The 23,352-nt window shown below is 47.3% G+C and carries 23 protein-coding genes, 1 tRNA gene and 1 pseudogene; 3 read left to right on the top strand and 22 right to left on the bottom strand.

The window, feature by feature from the left end:
- The first annotated feature begins 20 nt into the window (after nt 1-20).
- Together OCU43_RS17455 and rarD are read left to right on the top strand one after the other, a co-directional pair.
- Nucleotides 21-1,037, top strand: a complete 1,017-nt coding sequence (locus OCU43_RS17455; protein ID WP_091357333.1) for a hypothetical protein — start codon at nt 21-23, stop codon at nt 1,035-1,037.
- Entirely contained in the window at nt 1,027-1,944 is a 918-nt protein-coding gene (gene rarD, locus OCU43_RS17460) for an EamA family transporter RarD (protein WP_091357335.1), read from the top strand. Before OCU43_RS17455 ends, rarD begins: the two co-directional genes overlap by 11 nt.
- A 58-nt stretch (nt 1,945-2,002) precedes the next feature.
- On the opposite strand, the gene pobA is transcribed toward rarD, so the two are convergent.
- From pobA to OCU43_RS17500, 8 genes are all read right to left on the bottom strand, one after another.
- On the bottom strand, nt 2,003-3,208 hold the full coding sequence (gene pobA / locus OCU43_RS17465; RefSeq protein ID WP_217647426.1) for a 4-hydroxybenzoate 3-monooxygenase: 1,206 nt from the start codon (nt 3,206-3,208) through the stop codon (nt 2,003-2,005).
- 150 nt (nt 3,209-3,358) lie between these two features.
- Nucleotides 3,359-4,564: an Aq_097 family APC-type transporter gene (locus OCU43_RS17470; protein ID WP_091357338.1), complete on the bottom strand. Its 1,206-nt coding sequence runs from the start codon at nt 4,562-4,564 to the stop codon at nt 3,359-3,361.
- A 240-nt stretch (nt 4,565-4,804) separates the two neighbouring features.
- Entirely contained in the window at nt 4,805-5,494 is a 690-nt protein-coding gene (locus OCU43_RS17475) for a VIT1/CCC1 transporter family protein (RefSeq protein ID WP_091357340.1), read from the bottom strand.
- Between the two features lie 46 nt (nt 5,495-5,540).
- On the bottom strand, nt 5,541-6,245 hold the full coding sequence (locus OCU43_RS17480) for a class I SAM-dependent DNA methyltransferase (protein ID WP_245756547.1): 705 nt from the start codon (nt 6,243-6,245) through the stop codon (nt 5,541-5,543).
- Nucleotides 6,242-6,850: a LysE family translocator gene (locus tag OCU43_RS17485; RefSeq protein WP_091357342.1), complete on the bottom strand. Its 609-nt coding sequence runs from the start codon at nt 6,848-6,850 to the stop codon at nt 6,242-6,244. The genes OCU43_RS17480 and OCU43_RS17485 overlap by 4 nt, the downstream gene beginning before the upstream one ends.
- 140 nt (nt 6,851-6,990) lie before the next feature.
- Nucleotides 6,991-7,239: a DUF6500 family protein gene (locus OCU43_RS17490; protein ID WP_376787858.1), complete on the bottom strand. Its 249-nt coding sequence runs from the start codon at nt 7,237-7,239 to the stop codon at nt 6,991-6,993.
- Nucleotides 7,240-7,277: 38 nt separating this feature from the next.
- Entirely contained in the window at nt 7,278-7,682 is a 405-nt protein-coding gene (locus OCU43_RS17495) for a GFA family protein (protein WP_091357344.1), read from the bottom strand.
- Between the two features lie 154 nt (nt 7,683-7,836).
- Nucleotides 7,837-8,190, bottom strand: a complete 354-nt coding sequence (locus tag OCU43_RS17500; protein WP_245756548.1) for a VOC family protein — start codon at nt 8,188-8,190, stop codon at nt 7,837-7,839.
- 569 nt (nt 8,191-8,759) lie between these two features.
- On the opposite strand from OCU43_RS17500, the gene OCU43_RS22315 reads away from it, so the two are divergent.
- On the top strand, nt 8,760-8,927 hold the full coding sequence (locus tag OCU43_RS22315; protein WP_376787873.1) for an integrase core domain-containing protein: 168 nt from the start codon (nt 8,760-8,762) through the stop codon (nt 8,925-8,927).
- Nucleotides 8,928-8,981: 54 nt separating this feature from the next.
- On the opposite strand, the gene OCU43_RS17505 is transcribed toward OCU43_RS22315, so the two are convergent.
- The 14 genes and pseudogenes from OCU43_RS17505 to thrS form a co-directional block, all read right to left on the bottom strand.
- On the bottom strand, nt 8,982-9,884 hold the full coding sequence (locus tag OCU43_RS17505; RefSeq protein WP_091357348.1) for an NAD-dependent epimerase/dehydratase family protein: 903 nt from the start codon (nt 9,882-9,884) through the stop codon (nt 8,982-8,984).
- A 51-nt stretch (nt 9,885-9,935) separates the two neighbouring features.
- Nucleotides 9,936-10,772 (bottom strand): sulfotransferase family protein, encoded by an 837-nt coding sequence (locus OCU43_RS17510; RefSeq protein ID WP_091357350.1) that lies wholly within the window; start codon nt 10,770-10,772, stop codon nt 9,936-9,938.
- A gap of 21 nt (nt 10,773-10,793) precedes the next feature.
- The gene (locus OCU43_RS17515; RefSeq protein ID WP_091357352.1) at nt 10,794-12,065 is read right to left on the bottom strand and encodes a polysaccharide pyruvyl transferase family protein; all 1,272 of its coding nucleotides are present in this window, start codon (nt 12,063-12,065) and stop codon (nt 10,794-10,796) included.
- 29 nt (nt 12,066-12,094) lie between these two features.
- Nucleotides 12,095-14,152 (bottom strand): glycosyltransferase family protein, encoded by a 2,058-nt coding sequence (locus OCU43_RS17520; RefSeq protein ID WP_091357355.1) that lies wholly within the window; start codon nt 14,150-14,152, stop codon nt 12,095-12,097.
- A gap of 122 nt (nt 14,153-14,274) precedes the next feature.
- A pseudogene (locus tag OCU43_RS17525) lies at nt 14,275-15,237 on the bottom strand (IS5 family transposase).
- Between the two features lie 575 nt (nt 15,238-15,812).
- A tRNA-Pro gene (locus OCU43_RS17530) sits at nt 15,813-15,889 on the bottom strand.
- Between the two features lie 90 nt (nt 15,890-15,979).
- Nucleotides 15,980-16,342 (bottom strand): MerR family transcriptional regulator, encoded by a 363-nt coding sequence (locus OCU43_RS17535; RefSeq protein WP_091357357.1) that lies wholly within the window; start codon nt 16,340-16,342, stop codon nt 15,980-15,982.
- Entirely contained in the window at nt 16,329-16,625 is a 297-nt protein-coding gene (gene ihfA, locus OCU43_RS17540; protein ID WP_091357359.1) for an integration host factor subunit alpha, read from the bottom strand. The genes OCU43_RS17535 and ihfA overlap by 14 nt, the downstream gene beginning before the upstream one ends.
- Before the next feature lie 18 nt (nt 16,626-16,643).
- Nucleotides 16,644-19,034, bottom strand: coding sequence for a phenylalanine--tRNA ligase subunit beta (pheT, locus tag OCU43_RS17545; protein ID WP_091357361.1), 2,391 nt, complete (start codon nt 19,032-19,034; stop codon nt 16,644-16,646).
- 72 nt (nt 19,035-19,106) lie between these two features.
- The gene (gene pheS, locus OCU43_RS17550; RefSeq protein WP_091357363.1) at nt 19,107-20,090 is read right to left on the bottom strand and encodes a phenylalanine--tRNA ligase subunit alpha; all 984 of its coding nucleotides are present in this window, start codon (nt 20,088-20,090) and stop codon (nt 19,107-19,109) included.
- Between the two features lie 87 nt (nt 20,091-20,177).
- Nucleotides 20,178-20,531, bottom strand: a complete 354-nt coding sequence (gene rplT, locus OCU43_RS17555) for a 50S ribosomal protein L20 (protein WP_091357364.1) — start codon at nt 20,529-20,531, stop codon at nt 20,178-20,180.
- Between the two features lie 40 nt (nt 20,532-20,571).
- Nucleotides 20,572-20,766: a 50S ribosomal protein L35 gene (rpmI, locus tag OCU43_RS17560; RefSeq protein WP_091357366.1), complete on the bottom strand. Its 195-nt coding sequence runs from the start codon at nt 20,764-20,766 to the stop codon at nt 20,572-20,574.
- Nucleotides 20,767-20,869: 103 nt separating this feature from the next.
- Entirely contained in the window at nt 20,870-21,427 is a 558-nt protein-coding gene (gene infC / locus OCU43_RS17565) for a translation initiation factor IF-3 (protein WP_425424962.1), read from the bottom strand.
- A 7-nt stretch (nt 21,428-21,434) separates the two neighbouring features.
- A complete protein-coding gene (gene thrS / locus OCU43_RS17570; RefSeq protein WP_091357369.1) occupies nt 21,435-23,351 on the bottom strand; it encodes a threonine--tRNA ligase in 1,917 nt (638 codons plus the stop codon).
- Between the last annotated feature and the right edge of the window lies 1 nt (nt 23,352).

Raw genomic sequence — 23,352 nt, forward strand, 5'->3', positions numbered from 1 at the left:
TACTCAGGAAATAGCAAGCCATGCCGCACACATTAGCGAGCCAGTTTCTCAACCACACCCTCCCCAGCCTTGCCCGGGAGATATTTGAAGTGTGCCTGCTGCTGTTCAAGCTGATGATTCCGGTGCTGATTATCGTCAAAGCCCTCGAAGCGTTAGGCGCGATTCCCTATATCAGTGTGGCACTGGAGCCGGTGATGCGGCTGGTTGGTTTACCGGAGTCAATGGGGCTGGTATGGACCACCACCCTGTTAACCAACATCTACGGTGGCATGCTGATCTTCTTTCAACTGGCACCACAGGAAAGTCTGACGGTGGCCCAGGTTACCGTGCTCAGCTCAATGATGCTGATTGCTCACAGCCTGCCGCTTGAATTGCGCATCACTCAGAAAGCGGGGGTTCGTATTATGGTCGCGCTGCTGATACGCATTATCTCAGCACTGCTGCTCGGCGCGCTACTGCACTGGAGTTATCAGTGGGGCGGCTGGTTGCAGCAACCGGTGGAGCTGATCTGGCAGACGCCGGCCACTGATAGCAGCCTGTTAAGCTGGGGGATCAACCAACTGAAAAGTTTTGTCATGATCATCCTGATCATCACCGTGCTGATGAGCCTGCTGCGCTTTCTTCGCTGGATCCACATAGAACGGCTGATGATCTGGCTGTTGCAACCCCTGCTCAGGATACTGGGCATCGGCCCTCAGGCGACCTCGCTGACCATTATTGGTGTCACCCTGGGGCTGTCTTTTGGCGGCGGACTGTTAATCCGGGAAGCACAAAACGGTCATATCAGCGGGAAAGACTGTTTTTCTGCACTCTGCCTGTTGAGTCTGTGCCATAGTGTTATCGAAGACACTCTGCTGGTGATGACCCTGGGAGCAGATCTGTCAGGAGTACTCTGGGCACGGCTTGCGTTCAGCCTGATATTTGTTGCCATTATGACCCGCTGGCTCAACCACACCTCAGACGCTTTCCAGCAACGCTGGTTACTCAACTCATCCAACAGCAACACCCGTAAAGAAGGACCTATGAATGCAAACTGATCTGCAATCTCCCAGCCGGGGCATCTTTTTTGCGCTGTGCGCATACGGCATGTGGGGGATGTTTCCTATCTACTTTAAAAGCGTGGCGTCAGTTGGCCCCTTTGAAGTGCTCTCCCACCGGATTATATGGTCAGTGATTTTCATCGCGCTGTTTATCGTTGCTACTGGACGCTGGCAGGAATTGAGCAAGCATATACGTCAGAAAAAACTGCTGTTGAAGCTCGCCTTTTCGGCGATTCTGATCTCGGTAAACTGGGTGGTTTTTATCTGGTCTGTAGGGCAAGGACATATTCTCGACACCTCCATGGGCTATTTTATCAATCCACTTGTCAGTCTGTTATTAGGCATGATCATCCTCGGTGAGCGACTCAGAAGGGTTCAGTGGCTGGCGGTTTCATTGGCGATTGCCGGGGTTGTCTATCAACTTATCCTGCTTGGCAACCTGCCCTGGGTTGCACTGGTGCTGGCTTGCAGTTTTGGCACCTATGGTCTGCTGCGCAAGCAGATTGAGGTAGACCCGTTCTCTGGCCTGATGATTGAAACCCTGTTACTCAGCCCTTTCGCCCTGCTTTATCTGGCCTGGCTGGCACAACACAACGAGATCTCCTTTCTCTCAGACGGTCTGCAGATGTCCGGTCTGCTGATCGCTGCCGGTATTGTCACCAGCCTGCCGCTCATCTGCTTTGCGGCGGGGGCTAAACGTCTGACGCTTACCATCAACGGGCTGCTGATGTACATAACCCCCAGCCTTACCTTTATGCTCGCCGTGGTGGTCTACGATGAGCCACTCGATGCCAACCGCCTGATCACCTTTGCACTGATCTGGAGTGGCCTGCTTCTGTTCACCGCGGAAAGTATCTGGCGGATTAAGAAGATGCCGGTTAAACCGGAAAAGCTTCTCACATAAACAAAAACACTAGCAAAAGCTAGTGTTTTTTTAGGTCTGGGCGCTGAACTAAGCGTGCTTATGGCGCCAGCTCTTCATAGGGCAACCCCACATACTGCTCAGCAATCACCCGACGACCATTTTCTGAGTTGAGGTAGTAATCCAGCTCAGATTCCATAAACCGCTTGAAGGTGGCTGCGTCCATATCACCGGTCTCCATCTGACCGAAATTGTGCAACATATTACTCATCCACCAGGAGAACCGTTCACCGTTCCACACCCGTCGCAGGGCGATATCGGAGTACTGACTGATACATTCAGGGTCATTATCTTTATACACCCGGGTCATAATCTTATAGAGAGTCGCCACATCGGACGCCGCCAGGTTAAGCCCTTTAGCACCCGTCGGAGGTACGATATGTGCGGCATCCCCCACCAGAAACAGACGACCATACTGCATCGGCTCGCAGACAAACGAGCGCAGCGGCGCGATACTCTTTTCGATACTCGGCCCGGTTACCAATCCCGCAGCCACATCGTCAGGCAAACGTTTTTTCAACTCTTCCCAGAACGCCTCATCGGACCAGTCTTCAACCTTATCGGTCAGAGGCACCTGCAAATAGTAACGGGAGCGGGTTTCAGAACGCATACTCGCCAGGGCAAAACCCCGTTCATGCTTACAGTAGATCAGCTCACTGTTACATGGCGGGGTATCACTCAGCAGCCCCAACCAGCCAAATGGATAGACCCGTTCAAACTCGGTACGTTTATCTGCCGGAATCGTCTGACGGGAAACACCGTGAAAACCATCACAGCCAGCGATGTAATCACAACAAAGTTCATACTGCTCGCCATCATGAGTAAAGGTGACAGAGGGAGTATCTGATTTCACATTTAACGGCTGTACATCTGCTGCTTCATAATAGGTTGTCAGCCCCGCCGCTTCCCGGGCATCCATCAGATCCTGAGTAATCTCAACCTGACCATAACAGACCACGGTTTTACCGCCGGTCAGGCCTTTAAGGTCGATATGATAACGCTCACCATTGGCTGAGATCTCAAAGCCATCATGAACATCGCCATCGGCATCCATACGCTCAGCCACACCCGCTTCACGCACCAGATCGGCAAACCCCTGCTCCAGAATACCGGCACGGATACGGCCTAACACATAATCACCGGTCACCCGCTCAAGAATAATATTGCTGATCCCCTGCTTCGCCAACAACTGACCCAGCAACAAACCGGAAGGACCCGCACCAATAATAGCTACCTGAGTTTTTATAGTTTTCATAATCATCTCTTGTCTTATCAGCATAGAACTTCAATGCATTGCATTGATCTGCATCTATAGTGCTGCTAACAAGCGCTTTAAAACATAGACGATTAGATCTATCGATTGTACTTTTTTAACAGTTGCATGACGCAACCTGGCTCACGCAGATGGCACACCCAGCGCGCAGACCAACATGCAAAGAACCGCCAGAACAGCAAAAAAGCACAATAAAAGAGGACGGTGCGGTAGCTCTCTCTGCTGCCTGGCGACCAGAAAAGCAACAATACACTGAAGAGCATAGAACAGGGCAAAAGCCCGTGACGCATAACCGATGATGGCGTTCACATTGGTTTCCCAACAGATCAGTACAGTCACCACCAGAATCAGGAGATAGGCATAGCGGACAGCAAGCCGTCGGTTGGTAATATCTTCCAGCAGACCACCGGCCCCGGATGTATCCGCGACAGCTGCGCTGAACTGACTGCCGATAGCGGCAACAGAGATCAGCAATGGCAGAGCCACCGCCACCGGTGCCGTCATACCGATGATTGCCGTAACATCAGCACCAATATTGTTATGAAACAGAACCGTGGCAAACCCAATAAACAGGAGGTAGATAACTGCCGATACAATCTGTGCGACACGCATGGTATTAATACGCTGACTCACTGAATGTTTATCCCCCAGATAACGGGATGTTTCAAACCCCTGAACCACAATCAACAGCCCCAGAAGCACACGCAGGTCATGAGTATTTATATCAGAGGGGATATCAGGCAGTTGCCAGGCGCCCGACGATAGCAGCTGTATGTTGTAAAACCCCAGCCCCAGCACCAGCGAACAGATCATGCCCAAATTCAGACTGATCGCAAACGACTCCACTTTTTCCAGCTCAGCCAGACCGCGCCAGATCCCCACCCCACCAATAAACAGCAACAGTAGCGTGGCCACTATGTTGGCCATAAACTCATCCTGCATATGGAAGGCATTCAATGCAAAGGCGGCCAATAACTGAATATAGTAAGTCACAGAGATGAAATAGGCTGCGGCGAGTACAATTCGCGCCAAAAAGGCAAAATCCTGGGCGATGCCGTGATCCTTTTCAATCGGCTCAAAGTACCGGATATTAAACCGGATGGCACCGCCAATCGCGTAGGCAAACACCAGCAAAACAGCCATGCAAACCACCGCCAGATTGGCAACCACGCCCGCCAGCAGAGGAGCACTCACCAGGAAACCACTCCCCATAATCGAAGCCAGAGGGATTACCGTCGCTTTCCAGTTCGATGATGCCGCAAGACGTTTCGAGAACAGCAGATACCCGGCCAGAAGCAGGCCAAAAACGATTATAAAAGCACTCAGCATCGGTCTTTACTCTGTACGGCGGTTACAAACAACAATTGTAGTTTCATCCCTGTATCCCGATCTATGTATGACATTCAGAGCAAACGCCCTATACAGGGGAGTTTTGCCGCTGCAGCAAGTGATCTGTAGCAGTGTATAAATACCAGTAGCCATTGTAAAAGCGGCAGGCCAGACGAAACCACATGAGAATAAGTTCCGCGTACACTTTTTTATCACCTGCCTGAGAGACTTAAGCCCCCCTCAGGCAACCACACCGAAAACCTGTCCGACACCCGCGGTCAGTGCCATCGCCAGCGCCCCCCAGAAGGTAACCCGGATAGCACCAGTGGTGATGGATGCCCCACCTGCACGGGCCGCAATTGCACCCAGCAGGGCCAGAAAAGCCAGCGAAAACAGCGCGACCAGAATCATCAGTAAACTGCGGGGCACCGCCCAGGCCACCACCAATGGCAGAGCGGCACCGATTGTAAAGGTGCCTGCTGATGACAAAGCCGCCTGTATTGGCCGCGCAGTGCCGTTATCAGAGATACCAATCTCATCCCTGGCATGTGCTCCCAGGGCATCATATGCCATCAGCTGCTCCGCAACCTGGTGTGCCAGTACGGGCTCAACACCCCGCCCCTCATATATCCGGGCCAGCTCAACTTTCTCAGACTCAAAATCGTCTTCTAAAGACCTCTGCTCAATTGCGAGATCGGCATTTTCCGTATCCGCCTGTGAACTGACTGAGACATACTCACCCGCCGCCATCGACATCGCGCCAGCAACTAAACCCGCCACCCCCGCCAACAACACGCCCTCCTGGGCGGTACTCGCTGCGGCTACTCCGATAATCAGACTGGCAGTCGAAACGATGCCATCGTTTGCCCCCAGCACCGCAGCACGCAACCAGCCTACACGGTGCGATCTGTGAATCTCTTCGTGACTCATTTAACATCCTGTTTTATATCGATGAAATAGAAACGGCTCATGTCAGTCAGGCATTTTTACCAACGGCCATTAATACTTCCATAGTGCCTTTTGAGCTATTCATTGCAAACGGATTTGTCACCTGAATATCAACGAGTTCATTAGCTTTGAGAGCTCGTAACACTCTATTTTCAGACAACCCTATCTCCGAGGAATCATCGTTCGACAACCAGTCCCACTGTATGAACACACCGCCCGGCTTCAAGAGCGACGTTAACAACCTGAGAGCGCCTTCATAGTCGGGTAAAAACCCACAAACAGATGACGCCACGATTAAATCAAATTTTTTGGCCAGGTCTGGATGACTATCAATCAAATCCTGAGTCAGAAATCCTGAAATAGTGGAAACATTGCTCAGGTTCTTCTTAGCCAGGACCTTTATCATTTCTGATGAGCCATCAAGGGCAACGATATCTTTTACCCCCGGACTCAAAAGCTGGGTAAGTGCGCCAGTACCGCAACCAAAATCAAAGACAGACAGACCATCTGTATTGATAACATTTGAAAGCTCTGCAAAAGCCTTAGAGGCATATTCTTTTACTGAGGGGTCAACATCCCACCCCTCAGCATATTCGTCCCATTCATTACGCAATACTGCTACTCCTTGGTCGGCCAGACCTGATGACAGGTAACACTTTAGCTCTCTGCTATTTTGTGATGCGCAGAGCAAAATATCCGTGTGAAGCTGATGGTTATGTTCGCGGTTGGTCATCCGTTTTTCTGAAGGCTTGCTAACCACAAACCACCACCAGCCAGAATAAGGCCCGAAAGACGACTTGTGTAAAATTTCACCCTATTAGAATAAATTGCTCTTCCCCCATAACCCGCAGACACGGCATAAAGCGTATCAAATGCGACCGCTATTGCCAGATATGTAAATGCCAGAACCATAAATTGGAAATTGGCCGGCAGCGTCGGATCAATAAACTGAGGAATGAACACAGCCAGGAGCGCAAGGCTTTTCGGATTTGCCAAACCAACCCAAAAGCCACGCGTTAAAGATCTCCTATGGGTGGCTTCGCCTTCTGGATGGTGTGCAGTCAGCCACGCTTTAATACCAAGATAAACCAGATAACCCGCCCCGACGATTCTAAGCAGATCGAATGCAAAACCATATGCCGATACAAGCCATGCCAAGCCTTCAATTACCATCGCAATTTGAATAACCTGAGCAACCGTAGTCCCCAGAACCACCATTAAACCCGCACGGACACCTTTTGTGGCAGCAGTGGCTACGATGAGTGTGATATTAGGACCCGGAATTGTACATATAACGGCAGTGGCGGCAATAAATGCCAAAAACAGCTCAGTGTTCATTAATCCTCGCCCCAGTAATGCTCGCTGTGAACCTTCGTATCTCTCATTAAACAACATAACACCCGACGCTGCTGGCAAATTGGAGCGACGGAAGGAAAAAATTTTATCCGTCTGCTGCCGCTTGTGATGTGGAGGTACAACTAAACACCGGATTCAACCATACCCCTGATCTTGACCGCTTTTTCGAAGTGATCCAGCTGATGAGTTTCTATCCACCACCGGGCTGCTTCCATAAGAATCTCGGGGTTGTCATTTTTGTTTTTAAAAAATGCATAGAACGATAACCCAACCTCCGGGCCCTTCTTCTCTATTTTAAGATCACATACTTCGATAATCTTTTCTCTAAGCTCTTTTCGCAAATCAGCCCTCCTGTATTGAACAGTTCGCATAACACAGCGTTCACCGGCTTGTCTGGTGCAGCGCATGGTTACTCATTGTCAGGCACACCTTCCTGATATTGAAGCACGCCTTCAGGGATGATTTCCCAACTTGCCTTTGAACCAACAAAAATATGTCTGGCAATCACGACTTTCGGATCACCGTTAATACAACCTAAAGTGACACCATGGACCGTGCCATTAAATAGACCACAAAGGGTTGACCCACATTTACTACAGAACTGAAAACCAAAGCCTTGCTCATCAACATAGGATATCAGAAGGTCTTCCCCTGACAGCCACTCGAACTCTTTTGGATCAACCAGCGCATAGGCCGAAGCCTGAGAACTAAATACTTTACGACAACGAGAACAATGGCATGACCGGGCATCACTCAATGATCCTTCTACCCGATATTTAACTTCACCACAAAAACATTCTCCAGTAATTGTCATACCTCTCTCCCAGATACATAAAGCCAGACATCAGCCGGATTAAAAGGGTCTGATTAAAGGGGTCAAAACCTTTAATCAGTCCGGTGGAGGCCACATTTTTTTGTGACCGGAACGAATTTGAGCAGCTTATTAGCACACAAAGTCACTAGCATGGCTACTGGTGCTGAAGGATATTTATAAGCTTGCCAAACGGGTCTCGAACATAAAAGCGACGAACGCCCCAAGGTTCTTCTATCGGTCCATATTCGAGGGGGATACCAAGCTCCTTAGCTTTCTGGAATGCTGCAGATAGATCGTCGACCTCGATAGACAGGTCGGGTACTGCCGTACCTGAACCGCCTTCCGACGCTACGCTAACTTGCAAAGTCATTTTTTCATTGGAGCCAAAGGTTTTGATCCAGCCATGATCCATCAGGATATCCAGACCGAGAAACGCCCCATAAAACGTTTCGGCCTTTTCCAGTTCATTGCTATCTATATTAGTGACAATTCGACGAACTTTCATCATGACTCCCAGGTATCCATAGTGTTCTAATGCTTAGCTTAGCGCATAGGTGGCCTATACAGAGCGAAGCGACGTAAAAGACATCCGCCTGGCACGAAAAAAGGGGGCGAAGCCCTTTATCGTAGTGATCAAAAAGAATCAAAAAGGGCTTTGACCCTGTGATATCCCTACCAATTTTCAATAAATAAAAAATAATTAGTTCAAGAAGGGAACATTCATAGCCCTTGGTGATCAATTATTTCGCCAAAAACAAATTACCGCCAGAGCTATGAACTCGACCGCTATATTGAACAAAATCATCCCATTTGTCTGCCCCCATATGCATAAAACCCGACGAAATGCGTTAGCTACATATGTCTTGAGCCTGTGCAAGATAGTCTCTGCACTGTCACCAGTATTGGACGTGGCATTCATTCTCACGCCTATGAAAAACATCGGATCAAACGCTCAGATAGGTTGCTTTCAAACCCTCACTTACAAAAGGAATCGCTCTCTATTTATGCCTGTATGTATCGCGTCTTTACGGAAAAAGAACGCCCTGTCGTCAGGGTAGACTGGTAATACAGACGCTGATTCGGGAGTGGTCTTACGGCAAACTGTATAACAATTCCGCTCATCGAAATGCGATACTATCCTGTTATCTGAAGTGGTATAACCTTGTCAGACTTCATGGTAGTTTAAACAAACAACCACCTATAAGCCGGTTACTTGTGAACAACGTATCTGAAATCTACTTCTAGACATTTAACTTTAGAACTCAACACTATTTTTTACCGTCACTCGAATTTGACGGCCTACTGTTTCATTTTATGACTAAGTGTTTTTTCCAAAATTTGATCAATGGTTAACGATGCTTTCCAGTTCATATCAAGTTGAAGTTTCCGACAATCTAAAACTGCGGACTTGGGGTCAAATTTTCTTCTTGGAAAAAATAGTTTCTCTCCAGAGATTCCTAGATATTTTTCAATTTTTTCAACTAAGGAAAGAGTACTTGTAGCAACGCCAGAACCAACATTCCAGACCTTAAAGTCAAACTGTGAATTTGTTATTTTCAATACTAACTCGGCTAATTCATCTGCATCCAGATAATCACGAACTTCTTCACCTGAACCAAAAATTTTTATTGGCTCACCAGACTTTAAAGATTGATAGACCACATTCACAAGGCCTTGTCTTAATCCATACTGCCATTTCCCTACAGGATTAGCGACCCTCAATATAGCCAGTTTTATACCCCTTGTCCTTTGCAAAAAAGCCAAGCCTTGCTCAGTCATCAACTTGCCAAAACCATATGGACTAACCGGAAAACAAGTATCTCTCTCGCACATAGGTCGACTATAGTCATTGCCGTACACCTGTCCACCACTTGAAAGATAAATAACTTTTATTGCGGGATTATAGTAAGTTAATCTTTCAACAATCTGAACAGCTGGTTCTACATTCTCAGTCAGCTCTTTAATGAATGAACCTGTTGCTGGAATTGAAGATGATGCCATATAAACTACTGCATCATGGGTTTTCGAAAGGCTTTCTAAACACTCGTTATCAATTGTATTCTCTAAAACATACGGATAACCAGCCCAGCCCGAATCCGGATCTTTTCTCGCAACGACAGTAAATTCAACTTCAGAGGATAAAGCACGTTCAATTAAGTGTTTCCCGATGAACCCAAACCCACCTACAACAAGCAACTTCACCTTACAAACACCTCCCTTAGACCTTGACCTAACATCCTAATAGTAATCCCATCATTTTCTTTTGATTGAGTGCGGCTTGTATCCAAAAAGCATCATCATATCTGAGCATTTTTCTTCAATTTCCTTTATCTCAACAAAGGTCAATTCTTTTACCCAACTATAAATTTTACCAGAGCGATAGAAGTTACTTCTTTCTTCGTATTGAAGAGTCCCTTCTTTTACCTTCCTCAGCTTCTCGATTTGATTATCTGCTAAAGCTTTTACGGTAATTCCTTCTAACGTTTCAAGTCCAACCCACTCATAAATTTCTTGAAGCGTTTGCTCTCCTGAAGTTTTCAAATCTTCATATCTGACTATTTTCAATTGATCTTCAGGCCAGTAACTCTTAGCAGCAAGATAAGCAGTTTGATATTTATTCCAGGATATACAAAAGTCAGAAATATTTTTCTTCATCCAGCCCCCCCATTCTTGGGTACTTCCATGCTTAAATGAAGAAAAAACAGCTCTAGGATCCCTCACAACAACAAGCATTTTTGCTTTAGGTTGTAATTCATGAATGAGCGAATGGTGAAGAATATTGCTTGGAGTCTTTTCAACAACCACTGAATTATCAGATACTTGCGTTGCTATTCTAGCAAAAGTACTTTTTACAAAAGGAACCAGAACTTCCTTTTTAAATTCTTTTTCTGTAAATATAGCACTCAAACCATCAGCACCCTTAAACTGCACCTCCCTATCAAACCACGATTTAATAGGGCCTATATATTTATCATATAGATGAGTTTCTCTCACAGTAGATGTGTCAGGATGACTTGCAACCAAAAAATGGACCCAAGACGTTCCGCTTCGCGGACATCCACTAATAAGAACTGTATTTTCTACACCCATATTCTTAATCCATTCATTATTTTAGCGGCTGATTTGAAACTCTGACACCCATACACCTAATTTGCGTTCGTCAGGGCCTAAGCCAATATCTTTGGGGGCGGTCGCATTCTCTAATTTGAATGACAGGTTAATCTCCCCACCAGCCTCGGTCTCAGAAAGAGGTATTTCTACGATTATACTAGGGCCATTCCGATCGACTCTAAAGGAAGATATCAGTTTGTTTGCGTGAACAACCCGCAAAACTTCAAAAGCACCTCTACCTTTTTCAAGAGTCCCAATCCTAACCTTTAAGTAATGAGCAGAAGTAACCTGTTCCTTAACCACGATATCAAAGTTAGCCCAAGTATCTACAGACCAAACTGAGCCTCCTTCCTGATCTGACCAACCATCTCCAAAAGGCGTCACTTCATCTAAAATGTCCGCAACTTGGTAAACACGATCAAGCTCTGTCACGAATCTTTTTTCGATAAGTGAACTTGCAATATCAGGAAAATTAAGAGGGAATGCATTAAGCAAAGGAAGAGGGTCCCATTCCAACTTCGGAGTTTCGACACCGTTTAGGGCGCTCAATACATCAGGATATGCAATTGGCGCTTTCCTTCCAGTACCTTCATAGTAGTCCGAATACTTAAATTCGGGTTCATACTGACTGATCATGCGGAATACCTGTCTTCCATAAACATCAGCAAATACTAGTCCGTGAAGAGAACTGCTTATAACAGTCTTACAAGCAGATATATAAGCTGCGACTGTAATTGGGTCTAAACTTGGTCTTATGAACATCATATTTTCAGGTACTTCAGCACATGAAAAGTATGGTAAGAACCTATCGTCATTTATATTTGGAATAACAATGATTTCAGGCATAGATGTGCCTAATTCTGATGCAGCAGATTCAAGCTCGCTTCGACGTTCTCTGATCTCCTTGTCAAAAAGCATCGGAAACAACAATCCGGGATCACCATAAACAGGCGGACAATTGAAACCATTGTCCACTACGATGGATCTGGTGAGGGGTCCTCTTACAGCACTGAATCTGATTCCGGAATTTTTAGGTATCGCTAATCGATTTTTCGAATTAATACCTACGCCCCATATAACATCGGAGCCTCTAGCTTCATGTAAAACAGAACCTACTGCCAAGAGCTTTTTATGTGATTGAGAAATAGTTGGCTTAATTTCTACGTTGATATTTAAATGCCGACATAACGCCCCAACAATCATGGGACCGATTTCGTCACCAAAGTTACTTGAATCAGCCGGCTTCCAAGAATATACCCGGATACTTTCCATTTTTACCTCGTTTATCTCTTCTTCCTGGTTTACTTAGTTTGCTGCTTATAACTGAAAGCTCTTTCGTAAGCCTTTTCGTGTGCTGCACCGACTGCATAAGCGTCTTGTGAACTATAATTAAATAAATTTGTCTTAAACATATTGTTTAACTGAGCAGATTTAGTCCCGGAAAAATGAGACCTAATCAAGCTAGCTGCTGATTTAGGATCATTCGGAGAATAAGCACCTAAATTAGACGCTTTATTTTGCACGTCCTGCATGGAATGTTGAGCAGGCACGAAGGTAGGTTTCAACATCGTATAAGACAAGAATTGAACCCCTGAATTCAAGCGGTCAAATCGTGGGATTAGCATACAGTCACTGCGATTCACTAAGTCAATTACTTTATCATCTGGAACTTTAAAATGATTACGTCTAACCTGACCGTCCCACTCGTTCTTAAATCTATGGATCTCTTTCCAGTGTAATAAATCAGGGTGAATAACTCCGGCAAAAATCAGTTGGTATTCTTCTGTCCCTAACTCATCTGCAACATTTAGACAAAACTCTAATTCTGTAGCCGTTCTGATATGGCCAAACACCAGAACCTTCACCTTTTCGCTTTTCAATGCTTTATCTTCAAATTGAGAATTTCCAGCTCTGAAATAAGGTTGATAGTCACCATGAGGGACGATAGAAACCGGGACAGATGACAAATTAACAATTTCAGAGTGATGACGATTATAAGCTTCTATATTAGCTTCACTCAGATGGAGAATTTGAGCGCAATTACCCGCTAGAGCTTGCATTAAGATCTTTCTTTTATCACCAATCGTAGGCATCAAATCAAAATTGTGGGCTGTATAAACTATTGGTGTTGTTACAGCGATTTCCTGAATCCGATTAACAAAGTGTTCGACTTGTTCGTCTGATGGAACATTCCAGTGAAACAAGGACTCAACCCATTCAATGTGAACAACATCCTTACTGGTAAATCTTTGGCTCCAAAAGCAATCAACCCCAGTGACAATATTGTTGCTGCCTAATGCTTTATCCAAGCCATTTTTTAAGGTCAATACATACGCATTCTGTGATGCTTCTGAAACTTCTTCAGTCAAATAAACTCTATGGAAGCTCCTGCTGACCGAATTTCTAATTTTATATTCTGTGCTGTATGCAAACACTACGTTTCGTAAAATGTCCCAGCATTCATCAAATGATGCAAACAGGCTTTTATCAAGGGTTCTGATGTAGACTTCTTTTAGTTCATTAAACGACCTAAGAATATCAACATCTGCAGACGCCTTTGACACTTTGACCGCAGCCTTTATATTCTCCCAAGCCTTAAGGGCTTCACCTTTGAATACATATTCTGCTCGAATTGGACCGGTATAATGGCGCATGTAATCATCTAAATCAGGAAGGAATGTGTTATTCCACTGCGTGTCAATTAACTCTAAGCGGTATTTCTCTACCAATCGAATCAAATGCCCATTCTCTCCCCATCCTACATCATGTCTTGGAGAAATTGGTTTCCCTAAGCACGCTATCCATTCTGCAAAAAACGCCAATGATAATGAACAATTCTTAGCGATGATTACTCCGGCATTCGCTCTACCAGAATGTCCAGCAACCAGCCCTATAGGATTTTCTTCAGACACTGCTTCAATAATTGGCGGACAGGTTTCCTTTATTCTAACGTCAGTGTCTACATATAAAATGTAGTCATTTTTCAACAATGCACCGTAACAAGCTAAAGCCTTGAGCCAGATATTCTCGCGACCTAATAAATCGCTACCGGGCTCTGAAATACAATAATAATTATATCCATGTTTCTCGCAGTATACTCGTTGTGAGTCAACTGCATCCGAAAAAGCAGTATCATATCCATACTGACCAAGACTAAACACTCCCACCTTTGGCGTTTTATCAAGGGAGTCCAGGCTTCCTATAATTTCATTACCACTTAAACTTTTTTTCGACATTTTGCTCACATAAGTCAATTTATTCACTACCAACGGCACCAATCTTTCATTCCTTGTTACAGAGAGAAAAAGCCATATCAAGGCCATGATAAAACAAATACTGAAATTAAAATACATTGACATTACCCTAAGGAACCTGCGATTAAGTTGCCAAACACGGTCTAACTTCGTTGTTTTGTCTTAAATCCCGAAAAAGAAGCAGCAACCCCCTTTGATTTCTCTGTCTGCATACAGACGGATTGATCCTATGCTATTAACATCTGAGCTACTCGTGCAATGTTGGCAAGTGTGAATAACATAGCCAATTTACTATCGTTTTTCATCAAGCCACGATAACGCGCTTTTACAAAACCAAACTGGCATTTAATGATTCGAAATGGATGTTCAACTTTTGCTCGAACGCTAGCCTTAAGATACTCAGTCCGGATTTTCAGCTTATTGATTCCAGGGTGCTTCTTGAGCTCACGAATCTTTCCTGGCCGTTCTGCAATGTACCAATCAGCTTCAACCTCCTGTAGCTCTGAACGCTTTTCTGCTCCTCGGCATCCCGCATCAGCAAAAATAAAACCTTCGTCTCCGAGCAAGAGATTACCTGCTTGATTAAGATCATGTTCATTGGCTGCTGTCGTGGTTAAACTATGAGTGATGCCCGTACGGGCATCAACACCGATATGGGCTTTCAGTCCAAAATGCCATTCATTGCCTTTTTTGGTTTGATGCATCTCTGGATCACGCTCACCTGTTTTATTCTTTGTTGAAGTCGGAACTTCCATAATCGTTGCATCAACCAGCGTTCCTTCTTTTAGCAGAACGCCTGCTTCAGTCAGCCACTGATCCACTTCTTTGAATAGCTTTCGCGTTAAACCTTTTCGTTACAGTAGATGACGAAAGTTCATGATGATTATGTGGTCAGGAATGGCTTTGTCCAGAGATAAACCAGCAAACAGGCGCATGAAAGCAATTTCATATAACGCATCTTCCATTGCTGGATCACTCAGGCTGTTCCAATTCTGCATGCAGTGAATTCATAACATCGTAGAGAGTGGGTATGGCCGACGACCCTTGCCCGCTTTGGGATAATGCGGTGTGATAATCTTCTCAAGACGCTTCCAGGGGATGAGATTATCCATGCGTCCGAGAAAGATCTCTTTACGGTTTTTTCTGCGCTTTTGATTGAACTCGCTGTCGGCGAAAGTAAGTTGATGGATGCAGTAACAAAATTCAATACCATCGGCGCCAGCATGACCAATAACCAAGTGCTGATGCTCGGTGTTTATTGTGACATCAGATAACGGAAGCACCAGCTGCATGAAAGACTAATCGTCATAATAGCCACCTTCATACTTTGATAAGTACTCAGCGCAATCATAGTTTTCATCTAGAAATTTCTTGGCAAACACTCAGATTCCTTATGAGCATTTAACGCAAATTATAGTACCTACTGTGAACTGCATCCCTACCTTAAACTTGCCTCAATCATAATGTCCACATTCTTTTAAATCAAAGAGTTAGTTCAATATTTACCGTGTTCAAGGGAAAGGGGGTCTCCTGAATTAGGGTAATTGACATATAAGGCCCTACAAACCTCTGTATAAAAATAGCCTATTGAGATCCAGTCATGGGTAACACAAGATACGCGGTAAACCTAGTCGCGTCATTAATAAGCTCCATCAGCATAAATGCTAAACCTATCGTATCGAGTAGACTTTGAAAAACTCGGCTTAATGAGAAATAAACAGGCACAAAAAAGCCTGCAGCAAGCAGGCTTTTAAGTTGAATAAATTGGTCGGGATAGCGGGATTTGAACCCACGACCCCTTGCACCCCATGCAAGTGCGCTACCAGGCTGCGCTACATCCCGACACTGTGAGACCGAGGTCTCTTTAAGAGGTGGCTATATTACGCCAACCGAGTGCGTCTGAAAAGGGCTTTTATAAAGTTTCTTACAACTTTATTTCACTGATTTCAGCAGCTTACGAATATCTTCCAGTTCTGTAATCGTTTGTCGAATCAATTGCTTATAACGCGCCGTGTCGTCCACAGCCTGATCGCCATTCAACCACTGCCGGGCACCACTGATGGTGTACCCCTGCTCATGGAGAAGCCCCTGAATCTGACGAATAATCAGAACGTCCTGCCGCTGATAGTAGCGGCGACCACTGCGCTTTACCGGAGAGATCTGTTCAAACTCCTGCTCCCAATACCTCAGCACATGCGGTTTAAGGTTACACAAACGCGCTACTTCACCGATGGTGAAGTAGCGCTTTGTGGGTATAGCAGGCAGATCATCCGAGACCAGATCAGTCTCCTTCATAGGCCTCAACACGTTCTTTCAGTTTCTGCCCCGGACGGAAAGTAACGACTCTGCGCGCAGAGATCGGCACCTCCTCTCCGGTTTTAGGGTTGCGCCCAGGACGCTCACGTTTATCACGCAGGTCGAAGTTGCCAAACCCTGAGAGCTTTACCTGCTCATTTTCAGCCAGGCTCATACGGATCTCATCAAAGAAGGCTTCCACCATCTCTTTTGCTTCCCGTTTGTTCAGCCCCAGATCTTCATACAGGCGCTCAGCCATATCTGCTTTAGTCAAAGAGCCCATCAGAATCACCCCTGTCGATTAAACTCTTAATGTAGCACCAAACTCATTTTTCAGTGCAGACACAACAAAATCAATAACTTCGTTGATTTCTTCATCGTTAAGAGTGCGCGAAGGATGCTGCCAGGTCAAGCCCAGAGCGATGCTTTTTTGACCAGGTTCGACACCTTTACCCTGATAAACGTCAAACAGGGTCACCGCTTTCAGGAATTCGCCCCCCTGTTGCTGTGCAATGGCACGAATATCATCATAAGCAACAGAGTCGTTTACCAGCAGCGCCAGGTCGCGACGGCTCTCAGGGAATTTAGACAGACTGGTGAAACGTGGTAAACCACCATCCAGCAGCACGGCCTGTACGATCTCGAACAGGAAGACCGGACCTGTGAGGTCTAGACTCTTCACCAGCTCAGGGTGCAACGCCCCCAGATAGCCAACGGTGTCACCATTACGCTTAATCGCTGCCGACTGACCCGGATGCAGTGCCACATGACGCTCTGCAGCAAAACTGAACTGATCGGCACAGCCACCCAGCGCCAGCAGAGATTCAACATCCCCTTTCAGGTCGTAGAAATCCACCGATGCGGAATCAGCACTCCAACCTTCCGACTGACGCGGGCCACAGATCAGGCCTGCAACGACATTTTCCTGAATCAGTTGATCGCCTTCCGGCAGAAAACGCTGGCCGGTTTCAAACAGACGGATTCGGGACTGCTGACGGTTCTGGTTATGCTGCAGAGCCTTAACCAGCCCTGGCCAGATAGAGGTTCGCATCACCGCCATCTCGGCAGAGATCGGATTCGCCAGCGCCTTCGCTTCATGTTTATCGTCAAACTGCGCCGCCAGGCCTTTCTCAATGAAGCTGTAGGTTACCGCTTCCTGATAACCCCGACCCACCAGCTGTGAACGAACGCTTCTGATGGTCACTTTGGACTCATCATTAGCGATCATATTCAGTTCTGCCGTAGGCACTTTAACCGGCAGGTTGTTGTAGCCATAAACCCGCGCCAGCTCTTCAATCAGATCGATTTCGATACTGATATCAAACCGGTAAGAGGGAACCGCCACTGACCACTCACCATCGCCGCTGCGTTCCAGCGTCATCCCCAGACGGGTGAGGATCTCTTCGATCTCCAGCGCAGGCATCTCAAATGCCAGCACCTGATTCACTTTGCTCTGACGCAGAGTGACAGTTGCCGCAGTGGGCAGGTACTCTTCAGAGACCGCTTCGACCACAGGTCCCGCTTCACCGCCGACAATATCCAGCAGCAAACGGGTTGCCCGTTCAGTCGCCTTGCGCTGCAACTGCCAGTCGACGCCCCGCTCGTAACGGTGTGAGGCATCGGTGTGCAGGCCGTAGGAACGGGCGCGTCCGGCAATACTGATCGGGTTGAAGTAAGCACATTCCAGGAAGATGTCTTTAGAGTCAGCGGTTACACCGGTCTCTTCGCCCCCGAAGATCCCCGCCATCGCCACCGCTTTTTCACTATCTGCAATCACCAGAGTATTGTCGTTCAGCTGCGCCTCGTTACCATCCAGCAGTGTCAGCTTCTCACCCGGGGTGGCCTTACGCACCACGATACCGCCGCTGAGTTTACTCAGATCAAAAGCATGCATCGGCTGACCCAGTTCCAACAGCACGTAGTTGGTGACATCGACAACCGGATCAATGGAACGGATGCCACAACGGCGCAGCTTCTCAACCATCCACAGCGGTGTCTCAGCCGCCATATTCACGTTACGGATCACCCGCCCCTGATACCGGGGGCAGCCTTCCGGGTCGTCCAGGGTGATCGGGAAGGTATCATCAATGGTCGGTACCACGACGTCAGCTTCAACATAACGTACTGAAGCTTTATTGAGTACACCCACTTCACGGGCCAGACCAGTAATCGACAGACAGTCACCACGGTTTGGGGTGAGGTCGACATCGATCACTGCATCATCGAGTCCAAGATAGTCACGCAGATCTGTGCCTACCGGTGCATCAGCCGCCAGCTCCATGATACCGGCATGGTCATCGGAGATGCCCAGCTCATCATCGGCGCAAAGCATACCGAATGACTCAACCTGGCGTAGTTTGGCCTTTTTAATCTTAAAATCACTGCCATCGGGCGCGCTGAGAACAGCCCCCACTTTAGCAAAGGCGGTTTTCAGACCACCCCGGGCGTTGGGCGCACCGCAGACAACCTGAAAGGTTTCGCTACCATCAGTTACCTGACATACCTGCAGTTTATCTGCATTAGGATGCGGCTCGGCAGAGAGTATTTCGCCGACCACAACGCCGCTGAACTGACCGGCAACCGGTACAATCTCATCGACTTCAAGACCGGCCATGGTGATCTGATCCGCGATGCCCTGAGTATCTGTGGCAGGGTCTACCAGTTCACGTAACCACTTTTCACTGAATTTCATAATTCTGTTTTCCGAAAATTCTTAACTACTTTTAAACGACGTTATCCGTTTCTGATCAGTCAAACTGGTTGATTAGTTAAACTGGCTAAGGAAACGCAGATCGTTTTCAAAGAACAGGCGCAGGTCATTAACGCCATACCGTAGCATCGCCAGACGCTCTACCCCCATACCGAAGGCAAAACCGGTGTACTGCTCGGGATCGATACCGGAATACTCAAACACTTTCGGATGTACAATGCCGCAACCCAGCACTTCCAGCCATTTACCATCACCACGGTCGATATCCACTTCGATAGAAGGCTCTGTAAACGGGAAGTAAGAGGGGCGGAAACGTACTTTGACATCTTCCTCAAAGAACTCACGCAGGAACTGTTCCAGCGTGCCCTTCAGGTCAGCAAAGCTGATATCTTTGTCGACAATCAGACCTTCCACCTGATGGAACATCGGTGAGTGAGTCTGATCGTAATCGCAGCGATATACCCGGCCCGGACAGATGATGCGGATCGGTGGCTGCTGGCTTTCCATGGTCCGCACCTGAACACCCGAGGTGTGAGTGCGCAGCAGGGTGTTGGCATTGAAATAGAAGGTATCATGCATCGCCCGTGCCGGGTGATGCGAAGGAATATTCAGCGCTTCAAAGTTGTGATAATCATCTTCGATCTCTGGGCCTTCAGCCACGGAATAACCGATCCGGGCAAAGAACTCTTCGATCCGCTGCAGGGTTTTAGTGACTGGATGCAAACCACCCAGCGACTGGCCCCGACCCGGCAGAGTGACGTCGATCGTCTCCTCCGCCAGTTTCGCTTCCAGCGCAGCGGATTCCAGATCTGCTTTACGTGCATTAAGCACATCCTGCAGCGCCTGTTTCGCTTCATTAATTTTCGCCCCAGCCTGGGGACGCTCTTCTGCGCTCAGTGCGCCCAGACCCTTCAATAGCTGGGTAAGATGACCTTTCTTACCCAGATACTGAACCCGCACCTGATCGAGATCCTGTGCGCTTGTTGCCTGTTCTGCAGCCTGCTTGCCTTGCTCAAGCAGGATTCCAATGTTTTCCATTTACCGCTCCAGATAAAAATAGGGGAAGAGTTTGCACCCTTCCCCTATTAAACGATCAGTTATTACCCTGTTATAGGTAAAGGTGTCTTACAGTGCAGCTTTAGCTTTTTCAACGATAGCAGCAAAAACATTTGCTTCGTGAACAGCCAGATCAGCCAGCACCTTACGATCGATCTCGATAGATGCTTTCTTCAGGCCAGCAATAAAGCGGCTGTAGGACAGACCATTGATGCGGGCAGCAGCGTTGATACGAGCAATCCACAGCGCGCGGAACTGACGCTTACGCTGACGACGGTCGCGGTATGCATACTGACCTGCTTTAATTACAGCCTGTTTAGCTACGCGGAATACACGGCTGCGAGCGCCGTAGTAACCTTTAGCTTTTTTCAGGATCTTCTTGTGACGACGGTGTGCGATAACACCACGTTTTACACGTGCCATATTTCTTTCTTCCTAACTTAGAATTTGTGGTTACTACGACTTAGATGTAAGGCAGCATGCGGCGGATCAGTTTCTGATCAGCAGCTGCAACTTGCAGCATTGGACGCAACTGACGCTTACGCTTAGTCGTTTTCTTAGTCAGGATGTGGCTTGTGTAAGACTGTTTGTGCTTAAAGCCTTTCGCAGTCTTTTTAAAACGTTTCGCAGCACCGCTGCAAGATTTCATTTTAGGCATTACTAAATCCCCACGCATTCGTTAATTATCTTTCGTCCTGATAAACAACAAAACCCGTATCTGGCTCACAGTGAGTCAGCACGGGTTTTACGCTTATGTCAGACTACTTTTTCTTTTTCGGAGCAATGACCATAGTCAGTTGGCGGCCTTCCATTTTTGGACGCTGCTCAACGGTACCCAGCTCAATCAGGTCTTCTTCGACCCGACGTAATAACTGCATACCTAACTCCTGGTGTGCCATTTCACGGCCGCGGTAACGCAGGGTTACCTTGGCCTTATCGCCACCTTCAAGGAAACGTATCAGGTTGCGTAGTTTTACCTGATAATCCCCATCTTCCGTATTAGGACGGAACTTTATTTCCTTAACCTGCATCTGCGTTTGCTTCTTCTTAGCAGCATTCGCTTCTTTCTTCTTCTCGTACAGATATTTACCGTAATCCATCACCTTACAGACGATAGGATCTGAATCAGAAATCTGTACCAGGTCAAGGCCAACCTCTTGAGCCGCCTCTAGGGCGTCTTTGATAGGAACTACGCCTATCTGTGTACCATCTGGACCAATCAACCGACACTCGCGGGCGCTGATATTCTCATTTATAGGCGGCTTATTCCGCTCATTACGCCCTCTTCTGTTATCTCGCTTGATAGCTGTATCTCCAATCTATTAATTATTCTTTGCGGCCTTTCTGAGCAACATCCTGCTTCAGATGCTCGCAAAACTCTTCAATCGACAATGTGCCGAGATCTTCACCGGTGCGGGTACGTACTGCCACAGCGCCGGTTTCTACCTCCTTATCGCCAACAACCAGCAGATAAGGAACTTTATGAATTGTGTGCTCGCGGATTTTAAAGCCGATCTTCTCATTTCTCAAGTCCGCAGATGCAAAGAATCCAAGATCTGTGAGTTTTTCTTCAAGTTCGCGACAATATTCCGCCTGTTTGTCGGTAATATTCAAAATCGCAACCTGTTTTGGCGCCAGCCAGGTTGGCAAGGCACCGGCAAAGTTCTCAATCAGAATACCGATAAAGCGCTCAAAAGAGCCGAGAATCGCCCGGTGTAGCATCACCGGAGTTTCACGATCACCGGATTCATTGACAAACTGAGCACCCAGTCGACCCGGCATAGAGAAATCAACCTGAATTGTACCACACTGCCAGATCCGGCCGAGACAATCCTTCAGCGAAAACTCTACTTTAGGACCGTAGAACGCACCTTCACCTGGCAGCTCAGCCCAGTCAAGACCTGCGGCATCCAGCGCATCACCCAGGGCTTTCTCTGCTTTATCCCACACCTCATCAGAACCGACCCGTTTTTCAGGCCGGGTTGAGAGTTTGTAGATAACCTCGCTGAAACCAAAGTCTGCATACACTTCATGCAGGAAGTCGATAAAACGCGCAACCTCGCTCTGAATATCGTCCTCGGCACAGAAGATATGCGCATCATCCTGAACAAATCCGCGCACCCGCATAATCCCATGCAGTGCACCAGACGGTTCATTCCGATGACAGCAGCCAAACTCTGCCAGACGCAGCGGCAGATCACGGTAGGAACGCAGTCCCTGGTTAAACACCTGCACATGGCAGGGGCAGTTCATCGGTTTAATGGCGAAATCACGGTTTTCAGAATGGGTGGTAAACATCTCTTCCGAGAACTTATCCCAGTGACCGGACTTCTCCCACAGGGTACGTTCAACCACCTGAGGGGTTTTAATCTCATCATAGCCATGCTTACGCAGTTTCTGGCGCATGTACTGTTCAATACCCTGATACAGCGTCCAGCCATCGGGGTGCCAGAACACCATACCCGGCGCTTCTTCCTGCAGGTGGAACAGGTTCAGCTGCTTACCCAGTTTACGGTGATCGCGTTTTTCCGCTTCTTCCAGACGATGCAGATAGTCTTTCAGATCTTTCTTATCGCCCCAGGCAGTACCGTAGATGCGCTGCAACATCTCATTGTTTGAATCGCCGCGCCAGTATGCACCGGCCAGCTTCATCAGTTTGAAAACTTTAATATGGCCGGTAGACGGCACGTGCGGGCCACGGCACAGATCGATAAAATCGCCCTGCGAATAGAAAGAGAGATCTTCATCGCTGGGAATCGCTTCCAGCAGTTCAACCTTGTATTTCTCACCCTTCTCTTCAAACAGTTTTACCGCCTCATCGCGGCTCATCAGCGAACGGAAAACCGGATAGTTGGCTTTGACCAGCTCTTTCATCTTCGCTTCGATCTTCTGCAGATCTTCCGGCGTAAACGGACGCTCATAAGCGAAGTCATAATAGAAACCATCTTCAATGACCGGACCAATGGTCACCTGTGCGGTTGGGAACAGCTGCTGCACAGCCATAGCCATCAGGTGAGCACAGGAGTGACGAATAACCTCCAGACCTTCCTCATCGCGGGGGGTAATGATTGCCAGTTCAACATCGTCCGTAATGGTGTGGGACGTATCCACCAACTCACCATTAACTTTACCGGCCAGTGCAACTTTAGCCAGGCCCGCGCCAATATCAGCGGCAACATCAAAAACGGTAACGGCATTAGCAAACTCACGCTTGCTGCCATCAGGAAGGGTAATTACAGGCATT

It is taken from the genome of Amphritea atlantica (assembly GCF_024347255.1).
GTDB classification, from domain to species: Bacteria; Pseudomonadota; Gammaproteobacteria; order Pseudomonadales; family Balneatricaceae; genus Amphritea; species Amphritea atlantica.

Excerpts from the sequence above, each read along its gene's own strand:
- ihfA (WP_091357359.1), bottom strand. The coding sequence starts at position 16,625 with ATGGGCTCTTTGACTAAAGCAGATATGGCTGAGCGCCTGTATGAAGAT.
- pheS (WP_091357363.1), bottom strand. The coding sequence starts at position 20,090 with ATGGAAAACATTGGAATCCTGCTTGAGCAAGGCAAGCAGGCTGCAGAA.
- pheT (WP_091357361.1), bottom strand. The coding sequence starts at position 19,034 with ATGAAATTCAGTGAAAAGTGGTTACGTGAACTGGTAGACCCTGCCACA.
- OCU43_RS17475 (WP_091357340.1), bottom strand. The coding sequence starts at position 5,494 with ATGAGTCACGAAGAGATTCACAGATCGCACCGTGTAGGCTGGTTGCGT.
- OCU43_RS17515 (WP_091357352.1), bottom strand. The coding sequence starts at position 12,065 with ATGGAAAGTATCCGGGTATATTCTTGGAAGCCGGCTGATTCAAGTAAC.
- rpmI (WP_091357366.1), bottom strand. The coding sequence starts at position 20,766 with ATGCCTAAAATGAAATCTTGCAGCGGTGCTGCGAAACGTTTTAAAAAG.
- rplT (WP_091357364.1), bottom strand. The coding sequence starts at position 20,531 with ATGGCACGTGTAAAACGTGGTGTTATCGCACACCGTCGTCACAAGAAG.
- OCU43_RS17495 (WP_091357344.1), bottom strand. The coding sequence starts at position 7,682 with ATGACAATTACTGGAGAATGTTTTTGTGGTGAAGTTAAATATCGGGTA.
- OCU43_RS17490 (WP_376787858.1), bottom strand. The coding sequence starts at position 7,239 with ATGCGAACTGTTCAATACAGGAGGGCTGATTTGCGAAAAGAGCTTAGA.
- OCU43_RS17510 (WP_091357350.1), bottom strand. The coding sequence starts at position 10,772 with ATGGGTGTAGAAAATACAGTTCTTATTAGTGGATGTCCGCGAAGCGGA.
- thrS (WP_091357369.1), bottom strand. The coding sequence starts at position 23,351 with ATGCCTGTAATTACCCTTCCTGATGGCAGCAAGCGTGAGTTTGCTAAT.
- OCU43_RS17470 (WP_091357338.1), bottom strand. The coding sequence starts at position 4,564 with ATGCTGAGTGCTTTTATAATCGTTTTTGGCCTGCTTCTGGCCGGGTAT.
- OCU43_RS17500 (WP_245756548.1), bottom strand. The coding sequence starts at position 8,190 with ATGATGAAAGTTCGTCGAATTGTCACTAATATAGATAGCAATGAACTG.
- OCU43_RS17455 (WP_091357333.1), top strand. The coding sequence starts at position 21 with ATGCCGCACACATTAGCGAGCCAGTTTCTCAACCACACCCTCCCCAGC.
- OCU43_RS17520 (WP_091357355.1), bottom strand. The coding sequence starts at position 14,152 with ATGTCAATGTATTTTAATTTCAGTATTTGTTTTATCATGGCCTTGATA.
- OCU43_RS17535 (WP_091357357.1), bottom strand. The coding sequence starts at position 16,342 with ATGAAGGAGACTGATCTGGTCTCGGATGATCTGCCTGCTATACCCACA.
- rarD (WP_091357335.1), top strand. The coding sequence starts at position 1,027 with ATGCAAACTGATCTGCAATCTCCCAGCCGGGGCATCTTTTTTGCGCTG.
- OCU43_RS17480 (WP_245756547.1), bottom strand. The coding sequence starts at position 6,245 with ATGACCAACCGCGAACATAACCATCAGCTTCACACGGATATTTTGCTC.
- OCU43_RS17485 (WP_091357342.1), bottom strand. The coding sequence starts at position 6,850 with ATGAACACTGAGCTGTTTTTGGCATTTATTGCCGCCACTGCCGTTATA.